This is a genomic window from Streptomyces sp. NPDC056987 (assembly GCF_042673865.1).
Classification (GTDB): domain Bacteria; phylum Actinomycetota; class Actinomycetes; order Streptomycetales; family Streptomycetaceae; genus Streptomyces.
This window is the reverse complement of record NZ_JBHURV010000049.1, coordinates 37,401-57,599: the sequence shown is the minus strand read 5'-3', so window position 1 is coordinate 57,599 and position 20,199 is coordinate 37,401. Positions and strand designations below refer to the sequence as shown.

Genomic DNA, 20,199 nt, shown 5'->3' with positions numbered 1-20,199 from the left:
GGGGATCAGCCCTACTCCTGGTCGTCTGCCGCTTGGCCGTTGCCGTTGCCCGTGTCACCCGCGTCGGGATCGGGGGCGGCGTCGGGATCGGCGCCGGGGGTGGCGCCGGTGATGGGGGTGGCGTTCCCGTTGACGTCGAGATTGCCGTCGGCCTCGGCGTTGACGTCCACGTTCGCGTCGCCGTCCGGCGAGGGGGTGACCGTCACGGTGACGGTGGGCGTCGGGACGGGCTTGGACTTGGGCGGCAGCACCGTGTCCCGCGGGTCCTCGCGGGGCGCCTCGACGACGACGCCGACGATGTCCAGCTTGGTGAAGCCGACGAACGGCCGCACCGAGAGCGTACGGGTGAGGTCGCCGCCGGACGGGTCGACGCGGACGACCTCGCCGACCGGCACGCCGGGCACGAACGGCTTGTCCTTGCTGGATCCGAAGGTGACCAGCCGGTCGCCCTTGCGGATCTTCGCCTTGCCGTTGAGCAGCTGTACGGAGAGCGGCCGGTCGCCCTGGCCGGTGGCGAAGCCGAGTTCGTCGGAGCCCTCCATGCGGGTGCCGACGGTGAACCCGGGGTCGTTGGCGAGCAGGACGGTGGCGGTGTTCGGGCCGACGGTGGTGACCCGGCCGACCAGGCCGTCGCCGTTGAGCACGGTCATGTCGCGTGCGATGCCGTCGTCCCGGCCCATGTCGATGGTGACCGTCCAGGAGAAGCCCTGGGCCGCTCCTATGGCGATGACCTGGGCGCCCTTGATGCCGTACTGGCCCGCGCCGGCCCGCTGGAGCATCTTGTCCAGCTCGCGGACCTGGCTGCGGTTGCGGGCGTCGCTGCCGAGCCGCTGCTTCAGCTCGGTGTTCTCCCGCTCCAGGGCGGCGATCCGGGTGTGCCGCGAGCCGGAGTCCCGTACGGCTCCTATGGCGTTGCCCACCGGGTTCACCGCCGCCGCGACACCGTTCTCCACCGGACCGAACACCGTGGCGGCGGCCTGGCGCGCGCCGTCGACGGGGGAATCCTCACCGCCGCGGATGTCCACCGTGATCAGTGCGAACGCGATGGCGATCAGCAGCACCAAGAGCAGACGGCTCTCTCGTGTGTCCCTCACGTGCGGCGGCCGTGCCTTCCTCGTAGGAATGGGTGGTATCTGTCGGTCGGTGGCGCGTGTATGTCTGTGTAGGTCGATGTAAGTCTGCGTATGTCAACGAGTTGCCGGAATCGACGATCCGCCGGACGGGAGGTCCTGCACCCGTTCGGCGGATCGTGGCGGTTCCGTCACCGGCGGGGCTGAGCGTCCAGTACCTGCTGGAGCGCCTCGAACTCCTCGACACACTTACCGGATCCCAGCGCGACGGAGTCCAGCGGATCCTCCGCGATGTGGATCGGCATGCCGGTCTCCCGGCGCAGCCGCTCGTCGAGACCGCGCAGCAGGGCGCCGCCGCCGGTGAGCACGATCCCGCGGTCCATCACATCGCCGGAGAGCTCGGGCGGGCACTTGTCGAGCGTCGTCTTCACGGCGTCGACGATCGCGTTGACCGGCTCCTCGATGGCCTTGCGGACCTCGGCGGCGGAGATGACGACGGTCTTCGGCAGGCCGGAGACCAGGTCACGGCCGCGGATCTCGGTGTGCTCGTCCTTGTCGAGGTCGTACGCCGACCCGATGGTGATCTTGATGCTCTCGGCGGTCCGCTCACCGAGGAGGAGCGAGTACTCCTTCTTGATGTGCTGGATGATCGCGTTGTCCAGCTCGTCGCCGGCGACGCGGATGGACTGCGCCGTGACGATGCCGCCGAGCGAGATGACGGCGACCTCGGTGGTGCCGCCACCGATGTCGACGACCATGTTGCCGGTGGCCTCGTGGACGGGGAGTCCCGAGCCGATGGCCGCGGCCATCGGCTCCTCGATGATGTGCACCTGGCGCGCGCCCGCCTGCGTGGACGCCTCGATGACCGCGCGGCGCTCGACCCCGGTGATGCCCGAGGGCACACAGACGACGACGCGCGGGCGGGCCAGGTAGCGGCGCTTGTGGATCTTGAGGATGAAGTAGCGCAGCATGCGCTCGGTGATCTCGAAGTCGGCGATCACGCCGTCCTTCAGCGGCCGGACGGCAACGATGTTGCCCGGTGTCCGGCCGATCATCTTCTTGGCTTCGGAGCCGACCGCGAGAATGCCGCCCGTGTTGGTGTTGATGGCGACCACGGACGGCTCGTTGAGTACGATCCCGCGGCCCCTGACGTACACCAGCGTGTTGGCGGTCCCGAGGTCGACAGCCATGTCACGGCCGATGAACGACATGTGGTTCCCCATGAGGATGCGTCTGGCCTTCCCAAGCGTTGACGGCTTATCAGGACGGCGAGGTGGGTGCTGTGGCGTGGAGGCTTCCATCGTAGTGCCGTCGGAGCGACGGCGGCGCGCTGGCCCACCTCTGTAACGGTGACGAATTGTCGGAGCGACTCGTTCCCGGAAGTGGCCTGGATATACCCAAAGGCGACCGAATTCCTTCGGTCGCCCCAGGTCGTCAGCGCCGTTCGGCTGACACTCGGTCAGGAAAGACCCGGGAAAAAGATTTTCAGTTCCCGAATGGCGGACTCCTCGGAGTCCGAGGCGTGGATCAGGTTCTCCCGGACAATGGTCCCGAAGTCCCCCCGGATGGACCCGGGAGCCGCGGCGATCGGGTCAGTGGGACCGGAGAGCGCGCGGACCCCCTCGATGACCCGCTCGCCCTCGACGACGAGCGCGACGACGGGGCCCGACGCCATGAACGCGACCAGCGGCTCGTAGAAGGGCTTGCCCTTGTGCTCGCCGTAGTGCTGCTCCAGCGTGTCCTGGTCGAGCGTGCGCAGCTCCAGCGCGATCAGGGTCCAGTCCGCCTTGCGCTCGATCCGGCCGATGATCTCACCGACGAGATGACGGCGTACGGCGTCGGGCTTGAGCAGGACGAGCGTGCGCTGGCTCACTGTACGGGCTCCTTCTGTGGGATGCGGGGTGCCGGGAACCGGGCCTCGGAGGCGCGGTCCGGGACCTCAGAGGCTACAGGGCACCCCGCACCACCGGTTACGCAGCGTCAGCCTCTGCTGATGCCTGTGCGGCCCAGCGGGCCTTCGCCTCGTCGATCACGCGGCCGTAGTGCACCGAGGCCCACCACAGCGCCGCGAACAGCACCCCCAGCACGAACATCGCCGGGACCACGAAACCGCTCGCGACCAGGCCCACCTGGAGCGCCCAGCCGAGCTGGACCCCGCCGGGGCGGGTGATCATCCCGCAGAGCAGCAGCGAGAACAACATGGCGACACCACAGACCGTCCAGACCGTGCCCACCGACAGGTCGTCCGACTTCATGGCCACCAGACCGGCGAACCCGATCACGAAGAACTCACCGATCAACGTCGACGCACAGAGTGTTCGCACCGAATTCAGCCCCTCTTCAGCAGCAGCCGGGCCTCGCCGACCGTGATCACGGACCCGGTCACCAGCACCCCGGCGCCGGAGAACTCGGACTCCTCCTCCGCGAGCGTGATCGCCGCCTCCAGCGCGTCGTCGAGGCGCGTCTCCACCTGGACCCGGTCCTCGCCGAAGACCTCGACGGCGATACCCGCCAGCTCGTCCACGTCCATCGCGCGATGGCTGGAATTACGCGTGACCACGATCTCCGTGCAGATCGGCTCCAGCGCCTCCAGCACCCCGCGGACGTCCTTGTCGCCGCTCGCCCCCACCACACCGATCAGCCGGCTGAAACCGAACGACTCGGTGACCGCGTCGGCCGCGGCGCGCGCGCCCGCCGGGTTGTGCGCCGCGTCCAGCACCACCGTCGGCGAACTCCGTACGACCTCCAGCCGGCCCGGCGAGGACACCGACGCGAACGCCTTGCGGACCGTGTCGAGGTCGAGCCGCCGCGCGTGCTGGGCGCCGATCCCGAAGAACGCCTCCACCGCCGCGAGCGCCACCGCCGCGTTGTGCGCCTGGTGCGCCCCGTACAGAGGGAGGAAGACCTCCTCGTACTCCCCGCCGAGGCCGCGCAGCGTCAGCAGCTGGCCGCCGACCGCGATCTCCCGGGCGGCCACCCCGAACTCCATGCCGGCGCGGGCCACCGTCGCGTCCATGTCGACGGCCTTCTTCAGCATCACCTGGGCGGCGTCCACCGGCTGCTGCGCCAGGACGACCGTCGCGCCGTCCTTGATGATCCCGGCCTTCTCCGCGGCGATCTCACCGGGCGTGGAGCCGAGCCGGTCCGTGTGGTCCAGGTCGATCGGGGTGACGACGGCGACCGACGCGTCGATGACGTTCGTCGCGTCCCAGGTGCCGCCCATGCCGACCTCGACGACACCGACGTCCACCGGGGCGTCCGCGAACGCCGCGTACGCCATCGCCGTCAGCACCTCGAAGAACGAGAGCCGGTACTCCTGCATGCCGTCGACCATCTCGACGTACGCCTTGATGTCCTCGTACGTCTCGATGAAGCGCTCGGCGGAGATCGGGGCCCCGTCCAGGCTGATCCGCTCGGTGATCGACTGGACGTGGGGGCTGGTGTAGCGGCCGGTGCGCAGATCGAACGCGCCGAGCAGCGCCTCGATCATCCGGGCCGTGGACGTCTTGCCGTTGGTGCCGGTGATGTGGATCGTCGGGTAGGCGCGCTGGGGGTCGCCCAGCACGTTCATCAACGCCTCGATCCTGGCGCGCGACGGGTCGAGCTTCGTCTCGCCCCAGCGCCCCGCCAGCTCCTGCTCGACGGCGCGCAGGGCTCGGTCCACCTCGGGGTCCTCGGGGCGGGCCGGGACACCGTCGCCCTGCGCGGGCCCGCCTTGGGTGCGCAGCGTACGGCTGCCGGCCTCGATCACCGCGAGGTCGGGGTCCCGGTCGGTCGCGGCCTCGGTGATCTCGTCGAACTCATCGAAATCACGCTGCTCGCCGGGCTGGTCGGAAGGACGGTGCTCACTCACGGGGCCAGTCTACGGAGGACCACCGACAGCGGCTCCGGCGCGCCCCTCCTCCGGCGGCCCGGACGCCCCCGCAGGACGACGGATCCCCCCGACCGGTGCCGGTCAGGGGGATCCAGGTCGTGCCGTACGGGAACGTACGAGCGAGGGCGTCAGCCCTGGGGCAGGGCGGCCACCTGCGCGGTGAGGCGCTCGATGTCCGCCTCCGCCTTGGTGAGCCGGCCGCGGATCTTGTCGACCACGTTGTCCGGCGCCTTGGCGAGGAACGCCTCGTTGCCGAGCTTCGCGAGCGCCTGCGCCTTCTCCTTCTCGGCCGCGCCGAGGTCCTTCGTCAGGCGCTTGCGCTCCGCCTCGACGTCGATGATGCCGGAGAGGTCCAGCGCGACCGTGGCGCCCGCGACCGGCAGCGTCGCCGTGGCCTGGAACCCCTCGCCCTCCGGCTGGAGCCGCAGCACCTGGCGGACGGCCGCCTCGTGCGCGGCCAGCGGCGTACCGGAGAGGTCCAGGCGCGCCGGGACCCTCTGGCCGTCCTGGAGCCCCTGGTCGGCACGGAACCTGCGGACCTCGGTGACGACCTGCTGGAGATGCCCGATCTCCCGCTCGGCCGCCGCGTCGCGGAACCCGCTGTCGGCCGGCCACTCCGCGACGACGACGGACTCCTTGCCGGTGAGCGTGGTCCACAGCGTCTCGGTGACGAAGGGGATGACCGGGTGGAGCAGGCGCAGGGTGGTGTCCAGGACCTCGCCGAGGACGCGCCCGGAGACCTTCGCGGGCTCGCCGCCCGCGAAGAACACCGTCTTGGACAGCTCGACGTACCAGTCGAAGACCTCGTCCCACGCGAAGTGGAAGAGGGCGTCGGAGAGCTTCGCGAACTGGTAGTCCTCGTAGTACGCGTCGACCTCGGCGACCACGGCGCCGAGCCGGGAGAGGATCCACCGGTCGGTGGCGGACATGTCGGCCGGGTCGGGCAGCGGTCCCTCGACGGTCGCGCCGTTCATCATCGCGAAACGCGTGGCGTTCCAGACCTTGTTGGCGAAGTTACGGGACCCCTGGACCCAGCTCTCGCCGATCGGGACGTCCACCCCCGGGTTGGCGCCGCGCGCGAGGGTGAACCGGACCGCGTCCGAGCCGTACGTGTCCATCCAGTCGAGCGGGTTGACCGTGTTCCCGAAGGACTTCGACATCTTCTTGCCGAACTCGTCGCGGACCATGCCGTGCAGCGCGATGGTGTGGAACGGCGGGGTGCCGTCCATCGCGTACAGGCCGAACATCATCATCCGGGCGACCCAGAAGAAGAGGATGTCGTAGCCGGTGATCAGAACGGAGTTCGGATAGAACTTCTCCAGGCTCTCGGTCCGCTCCGGCCAGCCCAGTGTGGAGAACGGCCACAGCCCGGACGAGAACCAGGTGTCGAGGACGTCGGTGTCCTGCGTCCAGCCCTCGCCGGTCGGCGGCTCCTCGTCGGGACCGACGCAGACCATCTCGCCGTCCGGCCCGTACCAGACGGGGATGCGGTGGCCCCACCAGAGCTGGCGCGAGATGCACCAGTCACGGAGGTTGTCGACCCACGCGAAGTAGCGCGGCTCCATCTCCTTCGGGTGGATCGCGACCCGGCCGTCGCGGACGGCGTCGCCGGCGGCCTGCGCCAGCGGACCGACCTTGACCCACCACTGCATGGACAGCCGGGGCTCGATGGTCGTCTTGCAGCGCGAGCAGTGCCCGACGGAGTGGCTGTACGGGCGCTTCTCGGCGACGATCCGGCCCTCGGCCCGCAGCGCGGCGACGATGGCGCTGCGCGCCTCCATCCGGTCCAGGCCCTGGAAGGGGCCGGGGACGGTGATGACGGCGCGCTCGTCCATGACCGTGATGTTCGGCAGGTCGTGGCGGCGGCCGATCTCGAAGTCGTTCGGGTCGTGCGCCGGGGTCACCTTGACGGCGCCCGTGCCGAACTCCGGGTCGACGTGCTCGTCCGCGACGACCGGGATCGTACGGTCGGTGAGCGGCAGCTTGATCTGCTTGCCGATCAGGTGCGCGTAGCGGGCGTCGTCCGGGTGGACGGCGACGGCCGTGTCCCCGAGCATCGTCTCGGCGCGGGTGGTCGCGACGACGACGGAGTCGTCGCCGTCCCCGTACTTGAGCGAGACCAGCTCGCCGTCGTCGTCCTGGTACTCGACCTCGATGTCGGAGATCGCGGTGAGGCAGCGCGGGCACCAATTGATGATGCGCTCGGCGCGGTAGATCAGCTCGTCGTCGTAGAGCTTCTTGAAGATCGTCTGGACAGCCTGGGAGAGACCTTCGTCCATGGTGAAGCGCTCACGCGACCAGTCGACGCCGTCGCCGAGGCGGCGCATCTGACCGGAGATCTGCCCGCCGGACTCGGCCTTCCACCGCCAGACGCGCTCGACGAACGCCTCACGTCCCAGGTCGTGCCGGGACTTGCCGTCCTTGGCCAGTTCGCGCTCGACGACGTTCTGCGTGGCGATGCCCGCGTGGTCCATGCCGGGCTGCCACAGCGTCTCGTACCCCTGCATGCGCTTGCGGCGCGTGACGGCGTCGATGAGCGTGTGCTCGAAGGCGTGGCCCAGGTGGAGGCTGCCGGTGACATTGGGCGGCGGGATGACGACGGCGAAGGGGGGCTTCTCGCTCTTCGCGTCCGCCTCGAAGTAACCGCGGTCCACCCAGCGCTCGTACAGCTTCCCCTCTACCTCGGCCGGGACGTACTGGGTCGGGAGTTCGGGGTTGCTGGCTGGCTGCTGCTGTGGATTCTCGGTCACGGGGGTCAGTTTAGAGGTGTCACAGCGGTGTACTGAAACGAGTTGTCATGTAACGGTGCAGCCCCCGGTGGCCCGCGCGGGCGTCTCTTCCGTCAGGATGTCGGTGAAGAATAAAAATCGAGGGGACAGCGCACATGAGCTACAACCAGCCGGGCCCGTACGGCGGGCAGCCTCAGCAGCCCGGACCGTACGGTCAGCCGGGCCCGTACGGCCAGCAGCCGCCGCAGGGACCGCCGCAGCCCGGCTACGGTTACCCGCCGCAGGCCCCCCAGGGCGTCCCGCCCCAGCAGCCGCCGTACGGCTACCCGCAGCAGGGCCAGCCGAACCCGTACGCTCAGCAGCCCCAGGGCCCGTACGGCCAGCAGACCGGCCAGCAGCCCCCGTACGGCGGCGGCGCCTACCCGCCTCCGCCGGGCGCCCCGAAGAAGAAGACCGGGCTGATCATCGGGGTCTCCGTGGTGGCGCTCGCGGTGATAGCCGGCGGCGCGTACTTCCTGACGTCGGGCGGGGGCGGCGGCTCGGTCGCGGACGACGGCAAGAAGTACGAGCTGACGACGCCGGCGACGGTGCTGAACGGCGAGTTCTCGAAGGACGCGGACAAGTCCGGCAGCACCTCCTTCACCGACAGCGACAAGAAGGAAGCCGAGGGGTGGGGCATCTCCGACCCCGAGAACGTCACCGGCGAGTACAAGGCCGGCGCGGGCACCACGACGAAGCAGCTCCAGTTCAGCGGTGTCTTCGGCACCATCGACGACCCGGCGGCGGTCGTCGACAAGATGTTCGCCAAGTCGACGGAGAAGTCGGAGAGCGCCGGCGGCGACAGCAGCGGCGCCGGGAAGGTCGAACTCGTCGGCGAGCCGCAGGAGTTCACACCCGACGGGTTCGAGAACGGCATCATGAAGTGCCAGGAGATGAAGGTCGCCCTGGGCACCGGCACCACGGCGGGCACCCCCAGCAGCGTCACCGCGCCGGTCTGCGTGTGGGGCGACCACAGCACGGTCGCGTACGTGGTCTACAGCGACGCGGCGGGTGTCCTCACCGGTAAGAGCATGCCCCTGGAGGACGCGGCGACGCAGGCCGCGAAGCTGCGCGACGAGGTCCGCACCGAGATCAAGTAGCGGAGCCCGTACGGGTACCGGCCCTGGCGGAACGGCCCGTACGGACCGGTGTACGCGAAGGGGCGCCCGGCCGGATCGGAACCGGCCGGGCGCCCCTTCGTCGTGCGCTACGCGGACTTCTCGTGGCGGCCGTCGTTCTTGACGATCCTCGGCTCGCGCGGGACCAGGGTCGGGTTGACGTGGGAGTGGACCACGTCCTCCGTGATCACCACGCGGGCCACGTCCTTGCGGGACGGGACCTCGTACATCACCGACTGGAGGACCTCCTCCAGGATGGCGCGCAGGCCGCGCGCGCCGGTGCCGCGCAGGATCGCCTGGTCGGCGATGGCCTCCAGGGCCGGGCGGTCGAAGTCCAGCTCCACACCGTCGAGTTCGAAGAGCCGCTGGTACTGCTTGACCAGCGCGTTGCGCGGCTCGACCAGGATCTGGAGGAGGGCGGCGCGGTCCAGGTTGTGGACCGAGGTGAGGACCGGGAGACGGCCGATGAACTCCGGGATCATCCCGAACTTCACCAGGTCCTCCGGCATGACCTCCTGGAACTGGTCGCTCTCCTCGATCTCCCGCTTCGAGCGGATCGTGGCGCCGAAGCCGATGCCCTTGGCGCCCGCACGCGACTCGATGATCTTCTCCAGGCCGGCGAAGGCGCCGCCCACGATGAAGAGCACATTGGTCGTGTCGATCTGGATGAACTCCTGGTGCGGGTGTTTCCGGCCGCCCTGCGGCGGGACGGAGGCCGTGGTGCCCTCCAGGATCTTCAGCAGGGCCTGCTGGACGCCCTCGCCGGAGACGTCACGCGTGATCGACGGGTTCTCGCTCTTGCGGGCGACCTTGTCGATCTCGTCGATGTAGATGATCCCGGTCTCGGCCTTCTTGACGTCGTAGTCCGCCGCCTGGATCAGCTTGAGCAGGATGTTCTCGACGTCCTCGCCGACATAGCCGGCCTCCGTCAGCGCCGTCGCGTCGGCGATGGCGAACGGGACGTTGAGCATGCGCGCCAGCGTCTGCGCGAGGAGTGTCTTGCCGGAGCCGGTCGGGCCGAGCAGCAGAATGTTGGACTTCGCCAGCTCGATCGCGTCGTCACGGCCGGACGCGCCGCCGTTCTCGCCGGCCTGGACCCGCTTGTAGTGGTTGTAGACCGCCACCGAGAGGGCCTTCTTCGCGGGCTCCTGCCCGACGACGTACCCCTCAAGGAACTCGTAGATCTCGCGTGGCTTGGGCAGTTCCTCCCAACGGACCTCGGAGGTCTCCGCGAGCTCTTCCTCGATGATCTCGTTGCAGAGGTCGATGCACTCGTCGCAGATGTACACACCGGGACCCGCGATGAGCTTCTTCACCTGCTTCTGGCTCTTCCCGCAGAACGAGCACTTGAGCAGGTCGCCACCATCACCGATGCGTGCCACGAGGTTGCTTCCCCTTCGCCTGGGAGCAGCTTTGGTTCAGCGGCTCCTGTGCCTCATATCCGACGGTACCTTGCCCGGGCCCGGGTTCGGGCCTTCCTTGGCGCGGTTCACATGGCCGCGGGCATTCGCCCGCGACCGTCACGAGCCGCGCCAAGGGCGCCGGGTGTGTCAGGCGGCCGCTGCGGCCGTGGTCTTGCGGGTCGACACGATCTGGTCGACGAGGCCGTACGCGAGCGCGTCCTCGGCGGTCAGGATCTTGTCGCGCTCGATGTCGTCGCGGACCTTCTCGATCGGCGTCGTCGAGTGCTTGGCCAGCATCTCCTCCAGCTGGGCGCGCATCCGGAGGATCTCGTTGGCGGCGATCTCCAGGTCGGAGAGCTGCTCCCGGCCGGTCTGGCTGGACGGCTGGTGGATCAGCACCCGCGCGTTCGGCAGGGCGAGGCGCTTGCCCGGGGTGCCGGCGGCGAGCAGCACGGCGGCGGCCGAGGCGGCCTGGCCCATGCAGACCGTCTGGATGTCCGGCTTCACGAACTGCATCGTGTCGTAGATGGCCGTCAGGGCCGTCATCGAGCCGCCGGGGCTGTTGATGTAGATGGAGATGTCGCGGTCCGGGTCCATCGACTCCAGGCACAGGAGCTGCGCCATGACGTCGTTGGCGGAGGCGTCGTCGATCTGCACGCCGAGGAAGATGACCCGCTCCTCGAAGAGCTTCGCGTACGGGTCGTACTCGCGCACGCCCTGCGAGGTGCGCTCCACGAAGCGCGGGACGACGTAACGGTTGTCCACCTGCGGGCCGGTGTAGAGGCCGCTCGTGGGGAAGTTGTTCATGTGCGTGTTCACCATCCTGTGGCGTTCGGTGGGCTGGGCCGGGGTCGGAAGGGGCGTCGGGGTGGGTGCCCTCAAGGCGTGTGTCCTCGGGGCGCCTGCCTTCAGGCCCCGGTGCCGCCGCCGCCCGGAACGCCCGAGGCCGCGGTGATGATCTCGTCGATCAGGCCGTAGTCCTTGGCCTCCTGGACGGTGAACCAGCGGTCGCGGTCGCCGTCGCGGATGATCGTCTCTTCGGTCTGGCCGGAGTGGAAGGCGGTGATCTCCGCCATCCGCTTCTTCGTGCGGAGCAGGTACTCCGCCTGGATCTTGATGTCCGAGGCGGTGCCGCCGATGCCGGCGGAGCCCTGGTGCATCAGGATGTCGGTGTTGGGGAGCGCGAAGCGCTTGCCCGCGGTGCCGCCGGTGAGCAGGAACTGCCCCATGGAGGCGGCCATGCCCATACCGATGGTGACCACGTCGTTGGGGATGTACTGCATGGTGTCGTAGACGGCCATGCCGGCCGTCACGGAGCCACCGGGGCTGTTGATGTAGAGGAAGATGTCCTTGTCCGGTTCGGCGGCAAGGAGCAGCATCTGGGCCGTGATCTTGTTCGCGATGTCGTCGTCGACCTGCTGGCCGAGGAAGATGATCCGCTCTCCGAGCAGCCGGCTGTAGACCTGGTCGCCGAGGCCACCACCGAGGGACGGCTCACCGGCGGCGTAAGGCATCAGATTCGTCACGTATACACCTGCTCGTCTCTGACGGCTGCGGCCGTCTCAGCGTCTTCGTACCGGGGACGGGAGACTCCCCTGCCCTCGTATTCATGGACCCTAACGCGCTGGTCGGCGCGGGCCATCCCGCTTCCGTTGCTGTTCGCTGGGAGCGCAAGGTAGTTGAGGCTCCGGGCGGCCGCCACCGGGTCTGTACGGGCCTGGGCGGGCCCGTGGGCCCCTCTCCCCGCCCTGGGGCGTCCCCGGGGGTGCGGGGGCGTCACGGGGGCTCCGGGCGGCCACGGAGCGGCCCGCGCGGGCCGGGGGTCCGGCGGGCGGACAGGGCGGGCCCCGGGCGCGTGTCGCGTCCGGGGCCCGTTCCGTCGGTTCCGTCGGTCAGAGCGTGACCGCTCAGGCGCCGGGCTTGTCGGCCTTCTCGTCGTCGGCCTTCTCGTCGCTGTCGGCCTTCTCGGCGGCGTCGGCCTTCTTCTCCTCGGCGGCGTCCGCCGCGGGGGCCTCGGCCGTCTCGCTGGCCTCGGCGGCGGCGGTCTCGGCCGCCTCCTCCTCGTCCTCCAGGTCGACCGGGTTGCCGTTGGTGTCGGTGACCGTGGCGGCCTCGACGACCACCGCGAGCGCCTTGCCGCGGGCGACCTCGCCGACGAGCATCGGCACCTGGCCGCCTTCGACGACGGCCTGCGCGAACTGGTCGGGGGACATGCCGGAGGACTGCGCGCGCCGCATGAGGTGCTCGGTGAGCTCCTCCTGGTTGACGTTCAGCTTCTCCTTGTTGACCAGCTCGTCGAGGATGAACTGGGTCTTGATGCCCTTGACCGCCTGCTCCTTGGTCTCGGCGTCGAACTCCTCCTCGGTCTTGCCCTGGATCTCCAGGTACTTCGCGAGGTCGAGGCCCATCTGGCCGAGCTGGTGGTGCTCCAGGTTGTGCTTGCGGGTGTTGATCTCCTCCGCGAGCAGCTTCTCCGGGATCGGCACCTCGGCGAGCTTCAGCAGCTCGTCGAGGACGCGCTCCTGCGCCTGGGTGGCCTGGTCGTACTGCTTGCCGCTCTCCAGTCGCTTGCGGCTGTCGGCCTTCAGCTCGTCGAGGGTGTCGAACTCGCTCGCCATCTGCGCGAACTCGTCGTCCAGCTCGGGGAGCTCGCGGGCGGCGACCTGCGTCACCTTGACGGTGACCTCGGCGGCCTTGCCCTCGGCGGTGCCGCCCTTCAGCTCGGAGGTGAAGGTGGCCTCGCCACCGGCCTCCAGGCCGGTCACGGCCTCGTCGATGCCGTCGAGAAGCTCTCCGGAGCCGATGGTGTACTGCACACCGCTCGCCACTCCGTCGGGCAGGACCTCGCCGTCGACCTTGGCCTCCAGGTCGATCGTCACGACGTCACCCTCGGCGGCGGCGCGCTCGACCGGGTTGGTGGACGCGAAGCGGTCGCGCAGCTCCTCGACCGCCTTCTCGACGTCCTCGTCGCTGACCTCCACGGCGTCGACCGTGACCGCGATGCCGGAGTAGTCCGGGATCTCGATGACCGGGCGGACGTCCACCTCGGCGGTGAAGGAGAGCAGTTCGCCGTCCTTCAGCTCCGTGATGTCGACGTCGGGCTGGCCGAGGACGTTGAGCTCACCCTCGTTGACCGCGTCGGTGTAGAACTTCGGGAGGGCGTCGTTGACGGCCTCCTCCAGCACAGCACCACGCCCGAACCGCTGGTCGATGATCCGGGCCGGGATCTTGCCCTTGCGGAAGCCCTTCACCGTGACCTGCTGGTTGATCTTCTTGTACGCCGCGTCGAGGCTGTCCTTGAGCTCCTCGAAGGGCACCTCGACAGTGAGCCGAACCCGAGTCGGGTTCAGGGTCTCCACGGCGCTCTTCACGGTTCGGTCTCCTTGGTGGCTGATTCTGGGGTTCTGCCGGATTCGCCGCACACGCGGCGCGGCCCGGCGGATTCGGCCCGGTTCTTCAGAGACTCTGCAGACACACGGGCACGCAGCTTGCATAGTAACCGCAAGCGGGAAGAGCCCCACAATGTGACCGCGCGACGTGATCTTGAACGATGGTCGGGGTGGCCGGATTCGAACCGACGACCTTCCGCTCCCAAAGCGGACGCGCTACCAAGCTGCGCCACACCCCGTCGGTGCGACACGAAGGGTACATCCCCGCAGGGGCTCCTCCGTCATCCTTGACCGGCGCTTTACGGGTGTGCGGCGAACGCCCGGGACCCGCTACGATGTTGTGCGTGCCCGGGTCGTCCGGACCTGCGGCGCGTGCTGTGCGGGCGTAGCTCAATGGTAGAGCCCTAGTCTTCCAAACTAGCTACGCGGGTTCGATTCCCGTCGCCCGCTCCACGGCCCCGGCCCGATCAGGTGCGTACGTCACCGGTCGGGCCGGCGGCGTTTCCGGGGCCGGCCCGACCGCACGGGCGGGTGGGCCGGTCAGAAGCTGATCTGATTGATCGTGTCGGCTATCGAGTTGAGGAACCGGTTGACCGACGGCGCCATGTTGGTGGACGCGAGGAAGAAGCCGAAGAGGATCGCGACGATCGCCGGACCCGCCTTGATCGAGCCACCGCGGATGAGCACCACGAGGATGACCGCCAACAGAAGCACCACAGACAGTGAGATGGCCACAACTGATCACACCCTCGGTCGGTCCGCCTAGCCCAGCCCCGCGGGGTCGCGTGCGACACCACGTACCCCGTACATCCTGCTCGGACCATCGTGCCATCAACCTTCCCGCGGGTGGGGGTCCGGCACTCCATCAATTCCGGCCAATTGACGTATAGATACCGGTTGTTGACGATTTGCGCTCGACGAACCTCTGCCGTCTTCCGTTACTCGGTAAATCGTTTGGTAAACTAATTACTGACGATTCCTTGACGCATCTTTGACTCGATCTCGACGGAGGAACGATCCCATCGGACACGCAGAGACCCTCATAGCCATGGGTGGCGCCTTCCTGGCCGCCGCCGTTCTCGCCCGACTGGGCGGCCGTATCGGGCTGCCCACGATCCCCCTGTTCATCCTGGCCGGGATCCTCCTCGGCCCGCACACACCCGGCATCGTGCTGGTCAAGGACCCGCACGAGCTGGAGATGCTCTCCGCGCTCGGCCTGGTCCTGCTGCTCTTCTACCTCGGTCTGGAATTCCACCTCGACGACCTCAAGGCGGGCGGCCGGAAGATGGCGCTCGCCGGCGGCGCCTACCTTCTGCTGAACGTGGGTGCCGGGCTCGGCTTCGGCTTCGCGCTGGGCTGGGGCACCTCCGAGGCGCTGGTGCTCGCCGGTGTGCTCGGGATCTCGTCCTCGGCGATCGTCACCAAGGTGCTCGTCGACATGGGCCGTATCGGCAACCCCGAGACGAAGCCCATCCTCGGCATCATCGTGGTCGAGGACATCTTCCTGGCCCTCTACCTCGCCGCGCTCCAGCCCATCCTGTCCGGCGCGGACAGCGCGTCGGCGGCGATCATGGACGGCGGGAAGGCCTTCGGCTTCCTGCTGCTGCTCGCCCTGGCCGCCCGGTTCGGGACGAAGGTCGTCGGCCGGGTCATGAACACCAAGGACGACGAGCTGCTCGTCATCACCTTCCTCGGCGCGGCGGTCCTGGTGGCCGGTGTCTCCGAGTGGTTCGGGGTCGCGGACGCCATCGGCGCGTTCATGGTCGGCCTGATGCTGGGCGCCACCACGTCGGGCGACCGGATCCGGGAGCTCGTCCACCCCCTGCGGGACGCGTTCGGCGCGATCTTCTTCTTCGCCTTCGGCCTGTCGATCAACCCCGGTGATCTGCCGACCGTCCTGTGGCCCGTCCTCGCCGCCGTCGTCGTGACGCTGGTGATGAACGTCGCCGCGGGGGTGACCGCGGCGAAGATCTTCGGCTTCGGCGCGGGACCGGCCGCCAATATCTCCACGACCCTGCTCGCCCGCGGCGAGTTCGCGCTGATCCTCGCCACGATGGCGGCGGGAGCGGGCCTCGACAGCCGGCTCGCGCCCTTCATCGCGGGGTACGTCCTGCTCCTCGCCGTCCTCGGCCCGCTGGCCGCCGGCCGCTCGCACTGGCTCGCCCGGGTCCTGCCGGGCGGAGGTCACGAGGGAGGCGGTGGCGGACCGGGCGGCTCCCCTGGGGCCGGTGGGCCGTCCCGCGCCGACGGCCGGGACAGCAGGGACGGCAGGGACACAGAGGCAGCCGTGACGAGCTGACCGGCGATGCCCGCACTGTTACCGGATACCCGTTCTGTTACCGGATGTCCCTACTCACCTGACGACCGCACCGGCTCAGGCCGGGAGGCCGGGCGGGCTCGACGGAGTCTGCCCGGCCTCTCTGCAGATCAGGAGCAGGGCGCGGTCGTCGTTCACGTCCTTCGCCACCGCCTCGATGAGATGCCAGGCCGCGCCGTCGAACCCCGGGGCGACGTAGCGGTCGGCCTCGCCGGTGAGGCGGTCGATCCCCTCGCCCAGGTCCCGGCCCGGCGCCTCCACCAGTCCGTCGGTGAAGAGCATCAGTACGTCGCCGGGGCGCAGGGAGCCCTTGACCGGGTCGAACTGGGCCCCTTCGTACACCCCGAGCAGCGGGCCCTCCCCCGACTTCTCCTCCCAGCGGCCGCTGCCCGCGTGGAGCTGGAGCGCGGGGAGATGTCCGGCGGAGAGCAGCTCGTAGTCGCCGGAGTCCAGGTCGAGGACGAGGTGGATCGAGGTGGCGAAGCCCTCGTCCCAGTCCTGGCGGAGCAGATAGCCGTTGGCGGCGGGGAGGAAGGCGCCCGGCGGGAGCGAGCCGAGCAGCCCGCCGAAGGCGCCGGACAGGAGCAGGGCGCGCGATCCGGCGTCCATGCCCTTGCCGGAGACATCGGTGAGGACGACCTCCAGGGTGCGTCCGCCGTTGGTCCTGGCGGCGACCACGAAGTCGCCGGAGAAGGACTGGCCGCCCGCCGGGCGGAGCGCCATCTCGCGGTGCCAGCCCGTCGGCAGCCAGGGCAGCGCGCTCTGCACGCGGATCCGTTCGCGCAGGTCGAAGAGCATGGTCCCGCCGCGCCGCCAGGGCACCCCGACCCGCGCCCGGAACTGGGCGATCAGCAGCCCGAAGAGCCCGCAGGCCGCCACCACCAGGACGGTGCCCGGCGTGACCGTGGCCGCCCCGTCCGGGTACGGGCCGAGGACCATCGACTCGACGATCAGCGCGGCCGCGGCCGCCGCGTACAGGCTGAGCAGGCTCGCGGGACGCAGCACCAGGCCGCCCGCCACGATCGGCAGGACGAGCGCGGAGGGCGCGCACCAGACGGGTATCGCCATCGTGGTCAGCGCGATGGCGGGGACGGTCAGCAGGAGCCCGACGAGCGCGATCCAGTCGGAGCCGTCGCCGCGGAAGTAGTCGACGGCGGATCTGCGCACACCGACGCGGACCCGGTGCAGCCTCCTGCGCATCCGGGCCGAGTACGCGTCCGCTCCTGCGACCTTGGCCATCGTGGTGGACCCTACCGAGCCGCCCGGCCGCCGCGCAGGGGGACCCCCGTGACATTGTGTTCGAAATCGGGTCGCCTCGGCGCCCGAGGGCTGGTACTGATGGCATATGACACTGGATCTGAGGGTGCCGAGCCGGTCCGAATACGCCTCCTGGCAGGGGGCGTTGGAGCTCGCGTTCGGGGGCGTGGAGGGAAGTGTCGGGGACCCGGACCTGCTGCGCGATCTGGCCGAGATCGAGCGGGCGATCGGTGTCTGGGACGGGGACGAGTGCGTGGGCACGGCCGGGGCGTACAGCTTCCGGCTCTCCGTGCCCGGGGGCGCGCAGGTGCCCACGGCGGGCGTGACGCGGGTCAGCGTCGCGCCCACGCACCGGCGGCGCGGGGTGCTCACCTCGATGATGCGGCGCCAGCTCGACGACGTCCGGTCCTGGGGCGAACCGCTCGCCGTGCTGACGGCGTCGGAACCGATGATCTACGGACGGTACGGCTACGGCGTCGCGAGCCACGCGCTCACCGCGGAGATCGACACGTCCCGGGTACGGATCCAGGCGCCCGGGGGCGGTGACGGGCACGGCGACGGGATACGTCTGCGCCGGGTGCGGCCGGACGACCCGGAGGTACGGGAGGCGTGCGAGGCGCTGTACGCGGCGGAGGTCGCGCGGCGCCCGGGGATGCTCGGCCGCCGGCCCGGCTGGGAGCGGCTGCCCGTCGTCGGCACGGGCGTAGGGCGCGACGGCCTCTCCCCGCTCCAGTGCGTGCTGGCGGAGCGGGACGGCGAGGTGGTCGGGTTCACGCTCTTCCACAACCGCCCGGAGTGGGACATGGCGGGCCCGAAGGGCGCGATCGAGCTGAAGGATCTTCACGCGGCCGACCCGGTGGCCTACGCCGAGCTGTGGCGTTTCCTCTTCGGGATCGACCTGACATCGGCGGTACGGGTGCGCAGCCGGCCCGTGGACGATCCCTTCCGGTATCTGGTCTCCGACCTCCGCCGGTGCGCGCTGCGGGTACGGGACGACCTGTATCTGCGGCCGGTGGAGCTGGCCCCGGCGCTGGAGGCCCGGACGTACCGGGCACCGGTGGATGTGGTGCTGGAGGTGACGGACGCCTTCTGCCCCTGGAACGAGGGGCGCTGGCGGCTCAGCGGCGACGCGAAGGGCGCGACCTGCGCGCGGACCGCGGACGCGCCCGACCTGGTGCTCTCGGTGAACGAGCTGAGCGCGGTCTACCTGGGCGATACGGCCCTGACCGCGCTGGCGGGCGCGGGGCGGGTGCGGGAGGTACGGGCGGGCGCGCTGGACGCGGCGTCGGTCGCGTTCGGGTCGGACGTCGCGCCGTGGCTGCCGCACGGGTTCTGAGCGCCTGCCCCCCCTGAGCGCCTGCCCCCCTGAGCGCCTGGCCCTCCTGAACGGGCGCTACCTCCGCTGGCAGCCGGGGCACCAGAAGAGGTTGCGGGCGGCGAGCGTCGCGGTGCGGATCTCGGCGCCGCAGAGCAGGCAGGGCATCCGGGCGCGGCGGTAGACGTAGACCTCGCCGCCGTGGTCGTCGACGCGCGGCGGGCGGCCCATCGCCTCGGGGGTGTGCTCGGGGCGGACGGTGTCGATGCGGTTGTGCCGTACGCCCTCGCGCATGAGGGCGACGAGGTCCGCCCAGATCGCGTCCCACTCACGGCGGGTGAGGTCCTTGCCCGCCCGGTACGGGTCGATGCCGTGGCGGAAGAGGACCTCGGCGCGGTAGACGTTGCCGACGCCCGCGATGACCTTCTGGTCCATGAGCAGGGCGGCGACGGTCGTACGGGAGCGGGAGATCCGGGCCCACGCCTTGTCGCCGTGGCCGTCGCCGGCGCCGTCCCGGACGCGCAGCGGGTCCGGGCCCAGCCGGTCGTGGACGGCCTGCTTCTCCGGGGTGGTGATCAGGGCGCAGGTGGTGGGGCCGCGCAGGTCCGCGTAGTGGCCGCCGCCGGCCAGTCGCAGGCGGACGGTGTCGGTGGGCGGCGGGGCCGGGTCCGTACCGAAGCCGAGTTTGCCGAAAAGCCCGAGGTGTACATGGACCCAGCCCCAGCCGGCCGCCCCGGTGTGCTCCGGCTTCTCCGTCGCGTCAGGCTCGCCCGTTGCTCCGAAGCCGAGGAAGAGGTGTTTGCCGTGCGCGTCGACGCCGGTCATCACCTGGCCGTCGAGGAGGGCGGCGCTGTCCGAGAACTTGCCCTGCGGGCTGGAGACCCGTACCGGCCGGCCGCCGAAGCGGGCGAGATGGTCCTCGGCGAGGCGGTGGATCGTATGCCCCTCGGGCACGGTGGCTCCTCGGCTTCCTCTGTGGCGCGGCATGGCTGTGCCGCCGGGAGGGGTCGGTCCCGGCGGCACGGGTGGGGCTACTGCTCCGGCTGCGGGTGGTGGGCCGGGACCGGCGGCAGCTCGTGGGTCGTCTCGTACGCGGTGAGCATGTCGATGCGGCGCGTGTGACGCGCCTCGCCGGAGTACGGGGTGGCGAGGAAGGTCTCGACGAACTTGGTCGCCTCGTCCTGGGTGTGCATCCGGCCGCCCACGGAGATGACGTTGGCGTTGTTGTGCTCGCGGCCGAGCGCGGCCGTCTGCTCGCTCCAGGCGAGGACGGCCCGGACGCCCTTGACCTTGTTCGCGGCGATCTGCTCGCCGTTGCCCGAGCCGCCGATCACGATGCCGAGGCTGTCCGGGTCCGCGGCCGTGCGCTCCGCGGCGCGCAGGCAGAACGGCGGGTAGTCGTCCTGGGCGTCGTAGATGTGGGGGCCGCAGTCCACCGGGTCGTGGCCCTGGGCGGTGAGCCACTCCACGAGGTGGTTCTTGAGTTCGAAGCCTGCATGGTCGGAACCGAGGTACACGCGCATGGTGCGAAGTGTGGCACGCGCGGCGCGGCCCGCGCATGGCTGGGGCACGGATGGGTAGCGGTGCTCCAGATCAACGCTCCATTACGGAGCGCCACGCCAGGGTAAAGATACGGAATTGCCACTTCCGTCAACAGCGAGGCGAACGCTTGAATGCGGGAGCTCGTC

General features: G+C 70.0%; 17 protein-coding genes and 2 tRNA genes. 4 read left to right on the top strand and 15 right to left on the bottom strand.

Features of this window, described 5'->3' with window-relative positions:
* Positions 1–11: 11 nt before the first annotated feature.
* The 6 genes from mreC to ACFTZC_RS36820 all read right to left on the bottom strand — a co-directional run bounded on the left by mreC (position 12) and on the right by ACFTZC_RS36820 (position 7,694).
* Positions 12–1,094: a rod shape-determining protein MreC gene (gene mreC / locus ACFTZC_RS36845; protein WP_382897687.1), complete on the bottom strand. Its 1,083-nt coding sequence runs from the start codon at positions 1,092–1,094 to the stop codon at positions 12–14.
* A gap of 167 nt (positions 1,095–1,261) precedes the next feature.
* Positions 1,262–2,281, bottom strand: a complete 1,020-nt coding sequence (locus ACFTZC_RS36840) for a rod shape-determining protein (protein WP_329827104.1) — start codon at positions 2,279–2,281, stop codon at positions 1,262–1,264.
* A gap of 248 nt (positions 2,282–2,529) precedes the next feature.
* Positions 2,530–2,943 (bottom strand): nucleoside-diphosphate kinase, encoded by a 414-nt coding sequence (gene ndk / locus ACFTZC_RS36835; protein WP_365813822.1) that lies wholly within the window; start codon positions 2,941–2,943, stop codon positions 2,530–2,532.
* Between the two features lie 97 nt (positions 2,944–3,040).
* The gene (locus ACFTZC_RS36830) at positions 3,041–3,394 is read right to left on the bottom strand and encodes a DUF4233 domain-containing protein (RefSeq protein ID WP_382897683.1); all 354 of its coding nucleotides are present in this window, start codon (positions 3,392–3,394) and stop codon (positions 3,041–3,043) included.
* 5 nt (positions 3,395–3,399) lie between these two features.
* Positions 3,400–4,923, bottom strand: a complete 1,524-nt coding sequence (locus ACFTZC_RS36825) for a bifunctional folylpolyglutamate synthase/dihydrofolate synthase (RefSeq protein ID WP_382897680.1) — start codon at positions 4,921–4,923, stop codon at positions 3,400–3,402.
* Positions 4,924–5,072: 149 nt separating this feature from the next.
* On the bottom strand, positions 5,073–7,694 hold the full coding sequence (locus ACFTZC_RS36820; RefSeq protein WP_382897678.1) for a valine--tRNA ligase: 2,622 nt from the start codon (positions 7,692–7,694) through the stop codon (positions 5,073–5,075).
* 134 nt (positions 7,695–7,828) lie between these two features.
* On the opposite strand from ACFTZC_RS36820, the gene ACFTZC_RS36815 reads away from it, so the two are divergent.
* Positions 7,829–8,812: a hypothetical protein gene (locus ACFTZC_RS36815; RefSeq protein WP_382897675.1), complete on the top strand. Its 984-nt coding sequence runs from the start codon at positions 7,829–7,831 to the stop codon at positions 8,810–8,812.
* 107 nt (positions 8,813–8,919) lie between these two features.
* On the opposite strand, the gene clpX is transcribed toward ACFTZC_RS36815, so the two are convergent.
* The 5 genes from clpX to ACFTZC_RS36790 form a co-directional block, all read right to left on the bottom strand.
* Complete coding sequence (gene clpX / locus ACFTZC_RS36810) at positions 8,920–10,212, bottom strand: ATP-dependent Clp protease ATP-binding subunit ClpX (RefSeq protein ID WP_365813829.1); 1,293 nt, start codon at positions 10,210–10,212, stop codon at positions 8,920–8,922.
* A 168-nt stretch (positions 10,213–10,380) separates the two neighbouring features.
* Positions 10,381–11,055: an ATP-dependent Clp protease proteolytic subunit gene (locus tag ACFTZC_RS36805; RefSeq protein ID WP_365813830.1), complete on the bottom strand. Its 675-nt coding sequence runs from the start codon at positions 11,053–11,055 to the stop codon at positions 10,381–10,383.
* A gap of 86 nt (positions 11,056–11,141) precedes the next feature.
* Complete coding sequence (locus ACFTZC_RS36800) at positions 11,142–11,747, bottom strand: ATP-dependent Clp protease proteolytic subunit (protein WP_329827430.1); 606 nt, start codon at positions 11,745–11,747, stop codon at positions 11,142–11,144.
* Positions 11,748–12,140: 393 nt separating this feature from the next.
* On the bottom strand, positions 12,141–13,604 hold the full coding sequence (tig, locus tag ACFTZC_RS36795; RefSeq protein WP_382897671.1) for a trigger factor: 1,464 nt from the start codon (positions 13,602–13,604) through the stop codon (positions 12,141–12,143).
* 180 nt (positions 13,605–13,784) lie between these two features.
* Positions 13,785–13,861: transfer RNA gene (locus ACFTZC_RS36790), tRNA-Pro, on the bottom strand.
* 140 nt (positions 13,862–14,001) lie between these two features.
* Here ACFTZC_RS36790 and ACFTZC_RS36785 point away from each other — a divergent pair.
* Positions 14,002–14,075 (top strand) — tRNA-Gly (locus ACFTZC_RS36785).
* Between the two features lie 87 nt (positions 14,076–14,162).
* On the opposite strand, the gene ACFTZC_RS36780 is transcribed toward ACFTZC_RS36785, so the two are convergent.
* Positions 14,163–14,357: a hypothetical protein gene (locus tag ACFTZC_RS36780; protein WP_365813833.1), complete on the bottom strand. Its 195-nt coding sequence runs from the start codon at positions 14,355–14,357 to the stop codon at positions 14,163–14,165.
* Between the two features lie 313 nt (positions 14,358–14,670).
* Between ACFTZC_RS36780 and ACFTZC_RS36775 the strand changes: the two genes are divergently transcribed.
* A complete protein-coding gene (locus ACFTZC_RS36775; protein ID WP_382897667.1) occupies positions 14,671–15,921 on the top strand; it encodes a cation:proton antiporter in 1,251 nt (416 codons plus the stop codon).
* Between the two features lie 75 nt (positions 15,922–15,996).
* Here the strand turns inward: ACFTZC_RS36775 and ACFTZC_RS36770 are convergent, their stop codons facing one another.
* Entirely contained in the window at positions 15,997–17,178 is a 1,182-nt protein-coding gene (locus tag ACFTZC_RS36770; RefSeq protein WP_382897664.1) for a PP2C family protein-serine/threonine phosphatase, read from the bottom strand.
* A gap of 106 nt (positions 17,179–17,284) precedes the next feature.
* Between ACFTZC_RS36770 and ACFTZC_RS36765 the strand changes: the two genes are divergently transcribed.
* Positions 17,285–18,532, top strand: a complete 1,248-nt coding sequence (locus ACFTZC_RS36765) for a GNAT family N-acetyltransferase (RefSeq protein WP_382897662.1) — start codon at positions 17,285–17,287, stop codon at positions 18,530–18,532.
* Positions 18,533–18,589: 57 nt separating this feature from the next.
* Here ACFTZC_RS36765 and ACFTZC_RS36760 read toward each other — a convergent pair whose 3' ends face one another.
* Together ACFTZC_RS36760 and ACFTZC_RS36755 are read right to left on the bottom strand one after the other, a co-directional pair.
* The gene (locus ACFTZC_RS36760) at positions 18,590–19,465 is read right to left on the bottom strand and encodes an Fpg/Nei family DNA glycosylase (RefSeq protein WP_382897659.1); all 876 of its coding nucleotides are present in this window, start codon (positions 19,463–19,465) and stop codon (positions 18,590–18,592) included.
* A gap of 77 nt (positions 19,466–19,542) precedes the next feature.
* Entirely contained in the window at positions 19,543–20,034 is a 492-nt protein-coding gene (locus tag ACFTZC_RS36755) for a ribose-5-phosphate isomerase (protein WP_382897656.1), read from the bottom strand.
* Positions 20,035–20,199 lie beyond the last annotated feature (165 nt).